Annotated in this window: 12 protein-coding genes; 4 read left to right on the top strand and 8 right to left on the bottom strand. The window is 41.4% G+C overall.

What is annotated here, in order from left to right; genetic code table 11:
- The 4 genes from FM107_RS07040 to FM107_RS07025 are packed head-to-tail and all read right to left on the bottom strand — an operon-like array spanning position 1 to position 6,441.
- The gene (locus FM107_RS07040; RefSeq protein WP_086947795.1) at positions 1-1,605 is read right to left on the bottom strand and encodes a response regulator; all 1,605 of its coding nucleotides are present in this window, start codon (positions 1,603-1,605) and stop codon (positions 1-3) included.
- Between the two features lie 5 nt (positions 1,606-1,610).
- Positions 1,611-2,180 carry a chemotaxis protein CheB gene (locus tag FM107_RS07035; protein WP_086947794.1) on the bottom strand — a complete coding sequence of 190 codons (570 nt, stop codon included), beginning with the start codon at positions 2,178-2,180 and terminating at the stop codon, positions 1,611-1,613.
- On the bottom strand, positions 2,177-3,007 hold the full coding sequence (locus FM107_RS07030) for a protein-glutamate O-methyltransferase CheR (RefSeq protein ID WP_086947793.1): 831 nt from the start codon (positions 3,005-3,007) through the stop codon (positions 2,177-2,179). The genes FM107_RS07035 and FM107_RS07030 overlap by 4 nt, the downstream gene beginning before the upstream one ends.
- Positions 2,995-6,441: a response regulator gene (locus tag FM107_RS07025; protein WP_086947792.1), complete on the bottom strand. Its 3,447-nt coding sequence runs from the start codon at positions 6,439-6,441 to the stop codon at positions 2,995-2,997. The genes FM107_RS07030 and FM107_RS07025 overlap by 13 nt, the downstream gene beginning before the upstream one ends.
- Before the next feature lie 298 nt (positions 6,442-6,739).
- On the opposite strand from FM107_RS07025, the gene floA reads away from it, so the two are divergent.
- The 4 genes from floA (at position 6,740) to FM107_RS07010 (ending at position 9,442) form a co-directional block, all read left to right on the top strand.
- Positions 6,740-7,726 (top strand): flotillin-like protein FloA, encoded by a 987-nt coding sequence (gene floA, locus FM107_RS07020; protein ID WP_086947791.1) that lies wholly within the window; start codon positions 6,740-6,742, stop codon positions 7,724-7,726.
- Positions 7,727-7,784: 58 nt separating this feature from the next.
- Positions 7,785-7,943, top strand: coding sequence for a hypothetical protein (locus FM107_RS19490; RefSeq protein WP_179204419.1), 159 nt, complete (start codon positions 7,785-7,787; stop codon positions 7,941-7,943).
- A 387-nt stretch (positions 7,944-8,330) separates the two neighbouring features.
- Complete coding sequence (locus FM107_RS07015; RefSeq protein ID WP_086947790.1) at positions 8,331-8,849, top strand: HAD family hydrolase; 519 nt, start codon at positions 8,331-8,333, stop codon at positions 8,847-8,849.
- A gap of 5 nt (positions 8,850-8,854) precedes the next feature.
- Positions 8,855-9,442, top strand: a complete 588-nt coding sequence (locus tag FM107_RS07010) for a nucleoside triphosphate pyrophosphatase (RefSeq protein WP_218778931.1) — start codon at positions 8,855-8,857, stop codon at positions 9,440-9,442.
- A 233-nt stretch (positions 9,443-9,675) separates the two neighbouring features.
- On the opposite strand, the gene FM107_RS07005 is transcribed toward FM107_RS07010, so the two are convergent.
- From FM107_RS07005 to FM107_RS06985, 4 genes are all read right to left on the bottom strand, one after another.
- Positions 9,676-12,549: a TonB-dependent receptor domain-containing protein gene (locus FM107_RS07005; protein WP_086947789.1), complete on the bottom strand. Its 2,874-nt coding sequence runs from the start codon at positions 12,547-12,549 to the stop codon at positions 9,676-9,678.
- Between the two features lie 927 nt (positions 12,550-13,476).
- On the bottom strand, positions 13,477-14,256 hold the full coding sequence (gene trpA / locus FM107_RS06995) for a tryptophan synthase subunit alpha (RefSeq protein ID WP_086947787.1): 780 nt from the start codon (positions 14,254-14,256) through the stop codon (positions 13,477-13,479).
- Between the two features lie 4 nt (positions 14,257-14,260).
- Complete coding sequence (gene trpB, locus FM107_RS06990; protein ID WP_086947786.1) at positions 14,261-15,445, bottom strand: tryptophan synthase subunit beta; 1,185 nt, start codon at positions 15,443-15,445, stop codon at positions 14,261-14,263.
- Positions 15,438-16,058, bottom strand: a complete 621-nt coding sequence (locus FM107_RS06985; RefSeq protein WP_086947785.1) for a phosphoribosylanthranilate isomerase — start codon at positions 16,056-16,058, stop codon at positions 15,438-15,440. The genes trpB and FM107_RS06985 overlap by 8 nt, the downstream gene beginning before the upstream one ends.
- Position 16,059: the final 1 nt, after the last annotated feature.

The following is a 16,059-nucleotide window of genomic DNA, read 5'->3' as shown; positions in this document are numbered from 1 at the left end:
CTAGCCACTCTTGCCCAGTATTGCTCGTATTTGCTTATGCAAGTCCGAGGGGTCGAATGGTTTTCCGATCACGCCGTCGGCACCAGCTTCATATGCCGCGGCCTGTTCGTGTTCGAGTACGGATGCAGAGATCGTTATGATTGGGATATAAGACTTTTGCGTATGGTTCATCTTTTTGATTTCGCGTATCGCCTCAAAGCCGGATAGCACAGGCATATGTGTGTCCATTAAGATCAAATCATAATTCTCTTGACTGACGTGATCCACGGCTTGACGTCCGTTCTTTACAAGATCTACCTGGCATCCCCAGGATTTTAAAATATGAGCAAGCATGAAACTGTTGAGATCGTTGTCTTCGGCAACAAGCACTTTTAACGCTCCCAAAGCTTCTAGGTTATCAATTTTGTCATGTTGATCTTTTTTGTGCCGCCCCATGTCGTCTACTTCTTGGAAAGTTGCTATAAATGCAAATTCAGAACCCTTTCCATATTCGCTCTTGACGGTGATCTCGCCTTTTAGTAGTTCCGCGAGCTTCTTCACAATCGCTAGCCCCAGTCCCGTACCCCCATATTTTTTAGTGATGCCGTCGTCGCCTTGTTCGAACGCTAAAAATACTTTTTCTATGGCGTCTTCTTGAATCCCAATCCCAGTATCGACAACCGAGAATTTTATAGTGATATTTTTGTCTACCTGATCGGTTACTTCTGCTTTTAAAATAATCTTGCCCGATTCCGTGAATTTTATACTGTTTGAGATGAAATTGTTGATGATTTGCTGTACGCGTAACGAGTCGGTTTTGATGAATTTAGGTAACTTCGGGTCAATTTCTAGGATAAAGGCTAAGTTTTTTTGTTCAGCCTTATTTTTAAAAATATGGCTAATATTTTCAAGTTTCTGGCGAATAGAGAAACTTTCCTCCTCAATTTTCATCATTCCAGAATCAATTTTTGATATGTCAAGAATGTCGTTGATAATGAGTATTAGGGAGTTTGACGCGATATCCAGCCGACTAATCCAGTCACGTTGCTCGCTCGTCAATTGTGAACCGCGTAGCATATGAATGATGCCGACAATCCCATTAATTGGCGTGCGGATTTCATGACTCATATTTGCTAAAAATATTTCTTTGGATTTCTTGGCTTCTTCGGCCGCTTGGTTTAGTCGGATCAATTCTTTTTTTGATTCTTCAAGTGCCGAGTTTTTGAGTTTTAATTCTTCTTGTATATAGAGTTGCTTGACAAAGGATTTTACTTTAGCAATAGTAATTTCCGGATTTAGGGGTTTATACAAATAATCGACAGCACCACTTTCTAAACCTTTGAGTAAATATTTATCTTCTTTGGATATTGCAGTGACCATAATTGCAATTATATGGCTCGTTTTTGGGTTTGATTTTAAAAACGAGACGAATTCAAAACCATTTATCTCGGGCATTTGTACATCGACCAATGCAATAGAGATTCCATCTTTCCAACAAATTTTTAATGCTTCATTTGGGTCTGTCGAGCTAATGATGTTTACGTATTCTAAGTCCTGCAGTAGCGCTGTTAGACTGATTATATTTTCCTTTTTATCATCTAAAATCAGAAGGTTTATTTTTTGCATAGTTGCTATTTTAGACTTTTAAAAAACATGATAATTTGAGTGTTGCTATAGATTTCGAATTTTTCATTGGAGTGAATCGCATGTTTGGGCATAAACGACATTCGCGCATTTTCGGGTAGCTGAACGATCGCGTTGCCACCTAAAGCATGTACGAATTGAAGTCCATCACTACCATCTTTGTTGGCCCCAGAAAGAAGAAATGCGGTGCATTTGTTCCTATAGACCTCTGCCGCGGTTTCGAACAAGACATCAATAGAAGGTCGAGAAAACTGGACGCGCTCGGAAACGTCTAGCGAAAAGACATAGTTAGGCTCAATTAGTAAGTGATAACCTGGGGGGGCAAAGTATATATTCCCGCCGGATATTTCCTCCTTATCCGCAGCTTGATGGATTTCGCGACCGAGCTGCTGCGAAAGGGTTTCTTCTATCTGTGTACTAAAGCGTTCGTTTCTGTGCAGTATAACGACAATTGCCGCTTTAAACATTTTAGGCAGTGCATTGAAAATCTCTATCATTAGTTCATAGGCACCTGCACTACCACCGATTAATATTATTTTTTTTGCTTTGACCATCATTTAATCTTTTGGTAGATGTTATAGGTTTGGTTTATCAATTTAAAGTTTGCCATCATTTCTCGATTAAATAATGTTTCTTTTGCGCCCAAACATAAAAAGCCGAATTCGCATAACGATTCGTAGAGTAGTTTAATTACCCGATTTTGGAGCTCTAAATCAAAGTAGATTAACACGTTCCTACACGAAATGAAATTAAATTCATTGAATACAGAGTCTGTTACTAGGTTATGTTGTGAAAAGAATATGTTGCGGCGTAAATCGCTGTGGATTATCGCCGACTCGTACATAGCCGTGTAATAATCCGATAAGCTATTCTTGCCGCCTGAAATAAGGTAGTTTTCCGAATACTGCTTCATTTTTCGTATCGGATAAATTGCTTTCTTTGCGGTTTCAATTACACTGAGATTGATATCAGTGCCATATATAAAACTACGGTTATACAAGCCGGCTTCAGTGAGCAAAATAGTTAACGAGTATACTTCTTCACCGGTAGAACAACCTGCACTCCAAAACTTCAATTGGGGGAATGTTTCTAAGTAGGGAAATACCAGATCCCGAACTGCTGCGTAATAATTCGGATCTCGAAATATTTCGGTCACGTTTACGGTAACTTGATCCATGAAGTAGGTTTGAAATCCTTCCAAATTGATGATGGCATCTTTCAGTTCATGGAGATTCAACTTTTCTAAATCCATGAGCCGTTGGACACGACGCTTGAGGGAAGATTTGCTATACCCGGAAAGATCGAATCCGGAAATATGTGAGAGCAATTCAACAACGGTCTCTAGTTCCTGGAATGTGATGTGGGCACTGTTTAGCTTAACCATACGCGCAAGAGTGAGACTAATTTGTCTACGTCAATTGGTTTACTAATATAGTCATTCGCCCCCGATTGAATTGTTTTTTCGCGATCACCCTTCATTGCTTTGGCGGTAACTGCAATAATTGGGAGGTTGCTGTTTTTTTTATTCGCTCTAATTTTTGCTATGGCTTCGAAGCCATCCATTTGGGGCATCATAATATCCATGAGTACGATATCGATGTTCTTGGGGTCTCGATTAGCGATGTCAACTGCTTCGAATCCGTTATTTGCGATTTCAACGTCCATCTCGAGCTCCTGAAGCGTATTAGTAAGCGCGAAAATATTTCGCATATCGTCATCGGCAATCAAGACTTTCTTTCCTTTTAAGCTATCGGGTTGATTTTTAATATTCGATAGGTGAGGCCGCGAATTGCTCGTGCTATAACCATCTGTGCTAAGTTTGTTTAGAAATAAAGTGACCTCGTCAATTAGTCTGTTGGTGCTTTTTTCGGATTTCAGCACCATCGCTTTAGTATATTGTCGGATATGGTCGATCTGCTTTTTAGAAAGGTCGTACGCCGTGTTGATAATGATCGGTGTTTCTCGGTATTTGGGGTTTTCCTTTATTTTATCAAGTATTTCTATACCGTCAGAATCCGGAAGTTTTACGTCGAGAATAATACAGTCGATATTCTCCTCGATGGCCAGTTGTGATAGTGCATGTTGCCCAGTGAAGGCTTGCAGCACATTGATCTGCCGCTCGGCAAAAGCTGATTTTATAATTTCGCTTTGAAATTCTTCGTCTTCGACTAACAGTACTTTCTTGATGTTTTTGCTAATATTTAGGTTGATATTTTTAAAAGCTGAATTTAACGAGGACTCCGATACTGGTTTGGAAATGAATCCAATTGCGCCGTGTTCAATAAATTCACGCTGATTGTAATTTGCCGCTGACATCATATGTATAGGGATGTGTTTGGTTTGCATGTCGGCTTTTAACGTTTTTAATACTTCCCAGCCGTCCGTGGTCGGGAGCATTACATCGAGGATGATCGCGTCGGGTTTAAATTGTAATGCTTTCTGAATGGCGTCCGTACCATCGTGCGCGAGCATAACTTGGAAACCACGCCCTTCTGCGAAGTCGCGAAGGATAAGTGCGAAGGTCAGGTCGTCTTCGACAATTAGTAGGTGGTTCCCTGTTTCTGCAGCTTCGAGGTTAGCAACGTGCTCGCTGATGGGATTTTGGGTGCCATCGGTTTCACTTGCTAGCGAGGCTTTTTTGGAATCAAAGGAGACAATATTTGGGTCCTGTTCTACTTGCGGAGTCTGTTTGTAGGGGATAAGGAGTGTAAAGGAACTTCCCTTGGTCGGTTCGCTTTCTAAGATGATGCGTCCACCTAGGAGGCTTGCTATTTCCTTCGAGATGGAAAGGCCAAGCCCTGTCCCGCCGTACTTTCTGCTCGTAGAGCCGTCCTCTTGCCTGAAAGCGTCGAATATGAGCTGTTGCTTTTCTTCGGATATACCTTTTCCGTCATCGATGACGGTGAACTTGAAATGGTCATTGTCCGCACTAATTTCTAGCCCTACATGCCCATTTTTGTTTGTAAATTTCAGCGCATTGGAAAGAAAGTTTTTGAGGACCTGTTCTATTCGTGTTTCATCACTAATGAAAAATGTTGGCACCTGATTATCGACGTTTACCGTAAATTCTATTCCTTTTTGTTGGGCGGAAACGGTGAATAAATTTGCAAGCGTTTCGGTAAACGTATTGATATTTATAGTCTCATAATTTAACTCGATTTTCCCAGCCTCTATTTTCGCTAAATCCAAAACATCATTAATTAATTCAAGGAGATCGCTTCCGGCGTCATGAATGACTGCGGCATATTTTACTTGATCAGTGTTGAGGTTTTTTCCTTTGTTATCTTGTAGTAATTTTGCTAAGATGAGGATGCTATTCAGGGGGGTGCGTAGTTCATGGCTCATGTTTGCCATAAATTCTGATTTATACTTACTCGCTTGCTCCACCTCCCGAATTTTTTGATTCACTTGATGTTGGGAAACGGAAAGCTCTTCATTGCTCTTTTCTAACAGTTTTGCTTTTGTTGTCAGTTCGGTATTTGCTTGCTGTAGCTCCTCTTGTTGCACGCGTAGCTCTTCTTCGGACGCCTCGAGTAAATTTGTTTTATGAAGTAGTTCTTCATTGGTGATGCGTAATTCCTCCTGCTGCGCTTCGAGTTCTGACGTTTGCTGTTGTGTTTCTTCAAGCAATGTTTCAACAAGCGTGTGACTTTGCCCAAATTTAATCGACATAGCGATGGTGCGTGAAATTCGCTCTATATACGCCAGAATTCGAGAATGGTCCGCCTGTGGATAATCTCCTCCAATTTCTAAGAAGCCGAAAGTGTAATTTTCATATACTAGCGGAGCAAGAAAATACGTGTTTATTTGATTTTTTAGTAATGCGCTCGAGGAGTGGAGTGGGGGATTCTCATCGCGGCCAATAATTTTCGTTATTTGCGTTTTGGTTACATTTCCCATGAGTCCTTCGCCCTCGTTAAAAGTTTGCGGGATCGCGATTGCGTGATCAACGCCAATTTGTTGTTCTAAGTGGTAGGTGTCGGAGTCAAATTTTCGAATATATAATATGCCAGCGTAAAAGTCTAAGGATTGTTTCACCGTAGCGAATGCGACCTCACCAATTTTGGTTTCCTTGTCCACTCCCTGGATTTCTTCATTTAGTTTACTTGACTCGGCAAGCACCCAATTGAAACTTTCGATATCTTTTTTCGTGCGCTGTATATCGATATTGAGTTTTGATGTTTCTTTTGCTCGCTTGGTTAACTCTCTAACAGCGCGTATAATGCGGTTGTAGATATATAAAAAGATCAATAAGGGGAGTGCTACGAAAATAAAACATCGCATTTTTAACCGTGCGATCTGTTGGGTGACATCGGTAGTCATGTTATTTCGCTCACGGGTAATACTCGTTTGCAAAGACAAAAAGGATTTGTTGATTTCTGAACGTTCTCGAAGGATCTTATTCTGGGTTTGCTGCAGGTCTGTGTTTTGGACAGAATCGACACGTAGGGACTCTTCGGTGATATGCTGTAACGACTGAAGATCACTTAATAGACTACTGTTGGAGTCGATATTCGCTTTTAGATTGGTAAAGGATTGTTGAATTTGCGCGCTAAGTCTTGTGAGGGCTGTTAAATCGACTTGCGAATGGTTTAATAGATAGCTCGTTTTGGTTTGAATCCCGGTAAAAATATCTGCATCTATTACGTCAACCGCATGCTCGATTTTGTGGAAACGTTGGCGCTCGAATTCGAGTTTTTTAAGTTCTGTTGATACGTTATTGAAAAAATATATCGTAGTACCAATTATAAATAAATAGGCTATAATGACTCCTATGAACAATTCCCACTTTAGGATTGATTCGTTTTTTAGTTTCATGTCAATAAAAAATTACATCCTTGTTAATCGAAGATACAAAGTTCTTTTAAAGAAAGTTCTTCCTTGGTAATCATAAATTTAATGATTTGTACGACTTTTTAGGGAAGGGGGGGCTCCATGCATAAAAAATTAATAATGGCGGGACAGAAGTTCTTTTATCGGACTAACACAAAGAAAGGGTGAAGGGGAAGGAATTATCCACAATAACCTGAAATTTAATTTGGGATTACGGTTAATGAAATGCGGATTATTGGGATAAAAATTTTATCTTTAGCCTATTACTTAAAACCGTAAATTTATGGATCCAGGAATTAGTTTGATATTGATTATCGTTGGTGGTGTGGTTGCATTTTTTCTGTTGCTTTACCTGTTACCGGTTAACCTTTGGTTTACCGCGCAACTTTCCAACGTAAAAATAAGTTTGTTAAATTTGGTGTTAATGCGTTTGCGTAAAGTGCCGCCCTCCCTTGTTACCAATGCAATGATTATTTCTTCCAAAGCAGGACTCCGGTTAACCTCGAATGAAATTGAAACACATTATTTGGCTGGTGGAAATGTGAACAAAGTGATTAAAGCGCTTATTTCGGCAGACAAAGCGAATATACCGTTAGATTTTAAATTAGCGACGGCTATCGATCTGGCTGGGCGCGATGTGTTTGACGCGGTTCAATTGTCCGTTAACCCGCAAGTAATTAATACGCCGCCCGTTGCTGCAGTTGCAAAAGACGGGATTCAACTTATAGCAAAGGCTCGTGTGACGGTACGTGCAAACATTAACCAACTTGTTGGTGGTGCTGGTGAGGAAACGATATTAGCTCGTGTTGGTGAAGGTATTGTAACCACGATAGGTTCAGCGGTGGACCACAAAGCTGTTCTTGAAAATCCCGATGGCATTTCTAAGACGGTGCTGTCGAAAGGTCTCGACTCGGGTACCGCGTTCGAGATTTTGTCCATAGATATTGCAGATATTGATATTGGGGAGAATGTAGGAGCGAAGCTGCAAACGGATCAGGCAGAAGCCGATCTTAAAGTTGCAAATGCAAGAGCTGAGGAACGGCGTGCGATGGCTGTAGCGACGGAGCAGGAGATGCGTTCCAAGGCTCAGGAAGCCAGAGCTAAAGTGATTGAAGCAGAATCGCAAGTGCCGTTAGCAATGGCTGAGGCGTTTAGAAATGGAAATTTGGGTATCATGGATTATTACAAGATGCAGAATATTCAATCGGACACGGAAATGCGTGGCTCAATTGCGAAGCCGCAAGGTGGTAGCAATAAAGATAAATCGTAGTGTGATTTTATTATTTATACGAAGGCCGATTGATTTTAACAAGTCAATCGGTTTTTTTATGAACATTATTGACAATAGCAACGTGTGGTGTGGATTGCCGCGTGCTTTTTCGCGACTAAAAGCGACTTTATTAGGATTAGAAAACAGAGGAAATGCATCGCAGAAAGAAGAAGTGAACGATCGAAGGGGTGCGTATTTATGCGTGTTTGATGTCTGAGTTGTACTTAAAAATGCGTAATAGACGTGTTTAGATTCTGGTTTTCGTTTAAAGCCTTGGAAATGAATGGTGTGCCTTCTGTTTGTAATAAAGTTGTTGTAAAAACAAAACCCTGACGATGGGCGCCAGGGTTTGCTACTAACCAATTATAAACCTAAATTATGAAAAGACAATTTTATACGTACCCAGTGATGAATCATTGAATACAATACAAAGGTACATCAATTAGCGACATTGTCAAACGTTTTGTCTAATATAGTTTCCCGCACAACTACTTTCTGACATTTTACTGATATTATGGCTAGAACTGATAAGAAAGTGACGGAATTGAATTAAGTGTATAAACATGTTGCGTGTGTTTGCGTCTTTTTATTTATTTTTGATGATATGGTTTTAAAAAAATTCGAACAGATTAAAATGTTGTTTCTCGACGTTGACGGCGTACTAACCGACGGCAGGGTGATGGTTACTGAGCAAGGAGAACAATTGCGCGCGTTTTCGATAAAAGATGGCTATGCCATGCAACTTGCGATCAAGGCGGGACTGGAAATAATTGTAATCAGTGGCGGTAGATCGCAAGGGGTAAAACATAGACTTAGGGGACTCGGATTAACCAATATTTATTTAGGCGTGGGTGACAAATTTCAACTGATGAAAGAAATATTGCAGGAACGATCATTCCGTTTGGAACAAGTTGCTTTTATGGGCGATGATATTCCAGATCTCCAATGTATGCAATATGTTGGTCTGGCACTATGTCCCCAAGATGCAGTTGAAGATATCAAACGGGTTGCAGCCTATGTTTCGCCGTTTCCGGGTGGGGGAGGTTGCGTGCGTGATGTGATCGAAAAAATGCTTCGGCTACAGGATTTATGGTCAAATGGGTTGGGTATTAAAAGTATTTAAGGGATATGATTTTGGAAGCATTAAAAAATATACGGGTGGTATTGGGGTCGAAATCGCCTCGCCGAAAAGAGCTATTAGCAAAATTAGGAATAGATTTTCAAGTATTGGTCGCCGAAACCGACGAATTTGTCAATCCTACGTTATCATCTGAAGAGGTTGTGGTTGATATCGCTCAAAAGAAGTTAGAAATGTTTCGTGGCGAGGAATTTTTTGAATCATTAGTTATTACCGCCGATACGGCCGTGGTTCATAAAAATGCGCTTCTGGGTAAGCCTAATGATGCCGATGATGCCTTCGCTACCCTAAAACCTATGCAGGGACAAACGCATACCGTTTACACGGCAGTTGCATTAGCCTATCGGGCGAAAACACGTACTTTTCTAGAGGAAACTATAGTTGAGTTTTACCCGCTCTCGGACCTGGAGATCCAATATTATATAGAAACATTTGCACCTTTAGATAAAGCTGGATCCTATGGAATTCAAGATTGGATAGGACTGATTGGTATTAAACGTATCGATGGCTCCTATGAGAATGTCGTTGGACTTCCCACGGCGCGGTTGTATCAAGAATTAAAAGACATTTTATCTTGAAGAGTCCGTAATCCTACTTACCGATTTGATTCGATAGACTGTCTGTTACTCAAATCGTTTGTAAGCTTCACCAAGAATCTACGTGTAATTAGGGGGATCCCGGTATTCAAATATTAACTCCACATGATTCGGGGAAAGAAAAAGTGTTAGCCGGGTGCAGCGGTTTTGGGACCTCTCGATACAGCGCAACGCCTGATCACATTAGTAATCAAGGGCATTGCGCCTAATTGTTCTTATTTGATCGTATAGCGTATTCCTGCATAAAATAGTCTTCCAGAAATAGGTCCCCACAACAAGTTCGTGTCGAAATAGTCGCCAAAAGGGTCATCGAAAGCTAGAATAGGATCTTTTTGGTAAAAGTTTGTTAAGTTTTCCCCACCGACATACACAGTGAAGTTTTTGCTCGCGCCCAGTGATTTGCTTACCTGGGCATTCATTGTGAGATAACTATCCGAATAATCGGATAACTGGTACCGTTCGGGATTCCCTTGCGTGGACGGAAGCCTTTTTTTACCAACAGCATTGAGTGTGTAATCAAAGCTCCAGCCTGTGTGTAGATTATATGCTAGATTCATGAAACCGCGGTGCTTTGCTGTTAACGCTTTTTGTAAACGTCCTTTTTGATAATCGGTCTTCACGTCCAGTAATCGGTAAGCAAAACGGGCTTCTAGATGCGCTACGGGCATAAACCGGAAATCCGTTTGAAGACTATTGGAATATGATTTTCCGGTTAAGTTATAAAAAGAAACTGCGCTGGGATCTTCTAGATCGACTAATACTTGGTTGCTGAAACGGTTGTGAAATAATTCAACTGAAATTCCTGCTTGCCGTCCCAGTAGCTGAAATTCTTGGTCGGCCGTAATTCCAGTATTCCACGAAACTTCTGGATCGAGTCCATATGCGGTACCATCTGTGGTTGACAGCTCTGTTAGATTGATCGATCGACTCGAAGCAAATATCCCCATGTTTTCGGCAAATATATTCGCCGTACGTTGTCCTCTTCCTGAACTTAAACGAAGTGTCATCCCCGTGGTGGGGGCGTAGCGGACGACAGCTCTTGGTGTGGTAAACCATCCATAGATGCTATTGTAGTCTTGGCGAAGGCCGAGGATGGCATCGAAATTTTCGGTTGGCGCGTACGTATATTCCGCAAATGCACCGGAAACAGTTTCCGTCCTTTTAAAGCGATTATTTAGAATCGATTCATTGTATTTGTCGTAGGAAACAGATAACCCGGCTCTATATTTATGTTTTACACTACCGATTACATCCTGATATAAGAAGTTGGCGTAACCACTCTGCTGCTCATTATCGTATGTGGTCAACCCAAAATAGCTATCCTGCTCGTAGTGTGATCCCGAAAGTTGAAGTCCGATGCTGCGTAAGCGGTGATTGGGGAAAATATACCCAATCTTGGCAAATCCTTCTACACGCTTAATATCAAAGCCAAGTCCATAGCGGTTGGTCGTCAATTTATCGGTGTTTTCATTGAAATCAATCTCGCCGCCGGTGCGATCATCGCGAAGGTATTTTACTCCAAATTGTGCGATCAGTCCCTGCCCATTTTCGTATGTCCAGCGATTTACTCCAGAGAAAACATTACCTGCGGGAATATCTCTATAGCCGTTATCACTAAAGTTTACATCTTTTTTGAACATAAAATTGTCGTGTAGTAGCATGCCTACCGACCATTTATCATTTATTTTATGCGCTAGGTTTAGGTTGACATCACCACGGCCCATATTGTTTGCATACAAATTAAAGTGAAGCTGGTCCGTGTTATTAGGCTTCTTAAGTTCCACATTAATTTGCCCAGACATACTTTCAAATCCATTCGCAACAGAGCCCATTCCTTTGCTGATTTGGATAGATTCAATCCAGGGGCCCGCCATGCTGTTTAACCCGAGTGGTCCGGCAAAACCACGTGGTCCTGGCATGTTTTCAACAGTTAGTTGCGTATAAACGCCGCTTAACCCCAGCAGCTGGATTTGCTTGCTTCCGGTGACAGCGTCACTATTGACAACGTCAACGGATCCATTTGTTTCGAAGCTCTCACTTAGGTCACAACACGCGGCTTTGAAGAGTTCCTTTGCAGTGATCGTCTCAACGCGATTGGTGTTGAGTTTAGAAATGTAGTTTGTTCTCTGCGCGCTAGAAACGACGACCTCTTCAAGCACGTTATCCTTTGCATGGATTACGAGAATATCGTGTAAGTTTTTTACAGTTATTGTATCGGCCTGCATTCCTACAAAACTGACTACAATGGTCTCGAATCCCGGTTCATGTTTAAGCTCGAACACACCACTTTGATTTGATTGAATTGTAATATTTGGGTTTTCAAGCCAGCTGATATTGACACCGGGGATTGGGGTTAACTCGGCTTTATCGTTTTCTTTTACAACCACACCACGTAACATGTGTTCGTGATCGCTATGTTCTGTAGGGTGCTCATTTGCTGCAGCGCCTTCTCGTTGGTATTTGCAGCAGTCTGGTAAGGCGAGATAGGTGTCGTCAGGTGCTTTGAAATCGTCTGTATCATGACCTTGTTGAGCGATGGCTTGTTTTATTTGCGAGGCATTTGTTGTCGAGCCGTCAAATGTGACGGTTGTTATGCCGTTTGTTAGCTCCCATTCGACTTCTTTAACCCCATCGATACGTGCTGATTCTTCGATGCGTTTTTTACACATTTTGCATACCCCACTGGTAGGAAATGAAATCGTTTGGATGCCTGTGCTTGAAACACCAAGTGCCATCCCGGTATGGTCATTCCGTGGTAAACGTTCATACAGACAGCATTCGTGAAGCTTTTCATAAACGTCGTTTTCCGCACGTATCTCATCGGTGTCATGCCCGGCTTCGGCAATAGCTTGTTTAATAGCGGTAGCGGTAGTTTTTGATGAATCGAATTGAATGTTTGCCATTTGGGTCGCTGCGGTCCATTCTGCCGAGGCAACGCCTTTTATCTTTGCAGCTTTTTCAATTCGCTGTTTGCAAAGGCCACAGTTTCCTGCGACTTTAAAAGATATATTGGTTTCTGTTTGCGCATATGTTGATAGTATTAAAAACAAAGACAACACAGATAAAGTCAGTCTTAAGAGATGTTTCATATTATTTGAAATTCAAGTAAATTGTCCATTATTAAGGAGGTAGTCCCCCACAAGTGACTAAAATCTACGAGAAATCAAATTCTGAAATTACAATGAATAAGGTAAGTTGGTGGATGATGCCAAGCAAGGAGCTTTGGTAATTCCGGTTTGTTCCCGGGGCTGTGCGTGCCAATAAATTGTTGAAACAGCGATACCCAATAAACAGACGTGATCGCAGGGGAGAAGTTTAAAAAAGAAAGTGCCGTGGCCGAATTCTCAGCTTTAAGCTTCTTTAGTTCAATTTTGACGTCCTTGCAACAGTCATGTTGCCCCGTTGTGTCACAATTATGGTTTTCGTGGGATTCAGTAGCATGGCCTGGATGTTCTGCGCACATGGGGCATTGCTTGTGCGCCGCGATGGACTCTTGTTCTTGGATACTAAGAACAGGCGTGCCGTGACAAAAATGCATATATACAGTCGCTCCTGAACACGTTACCGTATAAAAGAATAAGAGGATATATGCAATTAGTCCGCGCATGTACGCAAAGGTAGTAAAGAAAATGTATTTATTCAACTTGTTGAACCGCTGTTCTCTGGAGGCAACGTTGAAAATATCAAAATAGATTGTGGATTGTGGAAAAATAAATTTTTACGGGAGCTTAAGTTTAAATACATTTATACTTAACTAAATAAACCGTACCGTTATGGAAAAATTACTTTTTGAACCAGAGATCTCTTTAGCTTTTGCAGTGATACTTCTTGTTTCCGCTGTTGTGGTGTTTCGAGTATACTCTAAATTTGTTAAACATCACAAAATGTTCCGGTAGCTACAAGGCATTTGTTAATTGTCTTTGCTATAGTAATACAAAAAACGCTATCACTGATAATTGCGCTTTTTGTATTGGTACTAGAAGATTCTTTGTGCGTTCCTTTGTTCTGCCTTTTCACTAAGGAGCCGGGAAGATAATATTATTGATGAAACCTTCGATCTTATCCTGATAATTTTGTTGTCCAAGTATGTTTACGAATGCAGTGCCTATGATAGCGCCAGTGGCGTAATCAGTTGCTTTTTGAAAAGTCTTGGCATCGGATATACCAAAACCGATGACTAGCGGACTTTTTAACTTCATGGATTTTAAACGCTCGAAATATAATTCCGCTTGGTTATTTACGTGAAGATTTTTACCAGTAGTTGCATTCGAAGATAGAAGATAAATAAAGCTATTCGATAAGTTGTCTATTTTTCGAATTCGCTCATCCGATGTTTGTGGTGTAACTAAAAAGACATTGCTAATGCCGTATTTCATGAACGTTTCTTGATACAGTTCTTCGTACTCATACAGTGGTAAGTCCGGGATGATAACCCCCGTGACGCCGACTTCACGGCATGATTTACAAAAATTTTCTACTCCAAATTGAAGAACAGGATTGAAGTACCCCATCAAAAAAACAGGGATCGTTACACGGGTGGATAATTCTTGTAATTGATCGAATAGAGTTTGTACAGTCATTCCATTCTCCAGTGCTGTTTGAGAGCTTCGTTGAATAACCGGACCATCGGCTACAGGGTCGGAGTAAGGGACGCCTATCTCTAGGAAATCAACTCCAGATCTTTCTAGTTGTTCTGCGATATCTAAGGTTGAATCTAATGTGGGGTAGCCTGCGGTGTAATAAATAGATAATAAACGCTTATCGGTGCCTGTGTTGATTATGTTTTCTTTTTGCATTTTCTTAAAGTCCAAAATATTTTGTGTAATTGTCAAGGTCTTTGTCACCTCGACCTGATAAGCAGACGACGACCGTTTCTCCGCCTCTAAAACTCATTTTTTCCAGGTAGGCTAATGCATGCGAACTTTCTATGGCCGGTATAATCCCTTCGAGCTGCGTCAATCGTAAACCGGCTTGCATTGCCTCATCATCGGTTATGCTAACATAGGTTCCACGACCACTTTTAAACAACCAAGCGTGCTGCGGCCCGATACCGGGATAGTCTAGTCCGGCAGAAATAGAATACGGTTCTATTACTTGTCCATCAGCAGTCTGCATGAGAAGCGATCGACTACCGTGGAGAACTCCTTCTTTGCCCAGCGCCGTGGTCGCGGCAGATTCTCCACTTTCTACGCCATGGCCCGCAGCTTCAACGGCTATCAGTTTTACGTCCTCTTGATCGAGGAAATGGTAAAACATACCCGCAGCATTCGATCCCCCGCCCACACAGGCTAAGACATAATCTGGGGAATCATTTTGTGTTTTTTCTAAAAGTTGTCTTTTTGTTTCTTGGGAAATAATCGACTGGAATTTCGCTACCATATCTGGGTAAGGGTGCGGACCTACAACGGACCCTATAATATAGTGTGTGTCTACTGGGTTATTTATCCAATCTCGTAGCGCTTCATTTGTCGCATCCTTTAGTGTACGGCTACCAGATTGTGCCGCGACAACTTTTGCGCCCATCATCTTCATGCGTGCCACATTTGGTGCTTGACGAGCGATATCTACTTCGCCCATGTAGACAACGCATTCAAGCCCTTTTAACGCGCAGACTGTAGCGGTAGCAACACCGTGTTGGCCGGCACCCGTTTCAGCGATGATTCGCTTCTTTCCTAACCGTTCAGCGAGTAGGATTTGTCCGACCGTATTGTTTATTTTATGTGCTCCTGTATGGTTAAGATCTTCGCGTTTTAAATAGATATTTACACCGTAGCGCTGTGAAAGGCGTTTTGCTAGGTATAACGGAGAAGGGCGTCCTACATAATCGTGTAATAATTCATTGAATTCTTGTTGGAAGCTTTCTTCCTGTATGATTTCAAGGTATTTCCCTTGGAGCTCTTCCACGTTAGGATAGAGCATTTCGGGAATATAGGCTCCTCCAAAAGGTCCGTAATAGCCTTTTTTATTTACTTGGTACTTATTCATAAACTATTCGATTCAGTGCTTTTTGTAGTTCTTTAATATTTTTTAATCCGGGCGTTATTTCAAATCTGGAATTTAGATCCAGGCCAATTAACCTATTGTCTGTGATCAGGCTTGCCGAACGAATATTTTCAGTTGACAATCCGCCGCTCAAAAAATACGGTGTGGATAGATTATAACCTTTTAATATTTCCCAGTCAAATGTCCGGCCAGTTCCCCCATACTGCTTACTTTCGGTATCGAAGAGAAAATAGTCTACGTGCGTGGAGTATTGTGTTAATTTCTCCCAATCGAAATCTTCGTGAATACCAAATGCTTTAATAACTTGAACGCCCATATGGCGGACTTGTTCACAAATTTCCGGGTTTTCCGCACCATGCAGCTGCACGAGCTGTAATCCTGCTTCCTTTATTTTTTTCTGAATCTCGGTTACCGTCTGGTTAACAAAGACGCCTACCTTTCGGATTGACGTCGGTATCTCTACCTCTGGCATTTGTTTAACGCATCGCTGTGACTGGTTATAGAAAATAAAACCAATGTAATCAATCGGTAGTTTTGCGAGCTCGCAAATGTTATCGGCATCTTTCATGCCACAGACTTTAATTTGTAAAGCCATG

The organism is Sphingobacterium sp. JB170 (assembly GCF_900163865.1).
Taxonomy (GTDB): domain Bacteria; phylum Bacteroidota; class Bacteroidia; order Sphingobacteriales; family Sphingobacteriaceae; genus Sphingobacterium.
This window is presented reverse-complemented; position numbering and strand designations above follow the sequence as displayed.

Coding starts and splice junctions, on each gene's coding strand:
- FM107_RS07025 (WP_086947792.1), bottom strand. CDS start 6,441: ATGAAACTAAAAAACGAATCAATCCTAAAGTGGGAATTGTTCATAGGA.
- trpA (WP_086947787.1), bottom strand. CDS start 14,256: ATGCAAAAAGAAAACATAATCAACACAGGCACCGATAAGCGTTTATTA.
- FM107_RS07035 (WP_086947794.1), bottom strand. CDS start 2,180: ATGATGGTCAAAGCAAAAAAAATAATATTAATCGGTGGTAGTGCAGGT.
- FM107_RS07005 (WP_086947789.1), bottom strand. CDS start 12,549: ATGAAACATCTCTTAAGACTGACTTTATCTGTGTTGTCTTTGTTTTTA.
- FM107_RS07040 (WP_086947795.1), bottom strand. CDS start 1,605: ATGCAAAAAATAAACCTTCTGATTTTAGATGATAAAAAGGAAAATATA.
- trpB (WP_086947786.1), bottom strand. CDS start 15,445: ATGAATAAGTACCAAGTAAATAAAAAAGGCTATTACGGACCTTTTGGA.
- FM107_RS19490 (WP_179204419.1), top strand. CDS start 7,785: ATGAACATTATTGACAATAGCAACGTGTGGTGTGGATTGCCGCGTGCT.
- floA (WP_086947791.1), top strand. CDS start 6,740: ATGGATCCAGGAATTAGTTTGATATTGATTATCGTTGGTGGTGTGGTT.
- FM107_RS07010 (WP_218778931.1), top strand. CDS start 8,855: ATGATTTTGGAAGCATTAAAAAATATACGGGTGGTATTGGGGTCGAAA.
- FM107_RS07030 (WP_086947793.1), bottom strand. CDS start 3,007: ATGGTTAAGCTAAACAGTGCCCACATCACATTCCAGGAACTAGAGACC.
- FM107_RS07015 (WP_086947790.1), top strand. CDS start 8,331: ATGGTTTTAAAAAAATTCGAACAGATTAAAATGTTGTTTCTCGACGTT.
- FM107_RS06985 (WP_086947785.1), bottom strand. CDS start 16,058: ATGGCTTTACAAATTAAAGTCTGTGGCATGAAAGATGCCGATAACATT.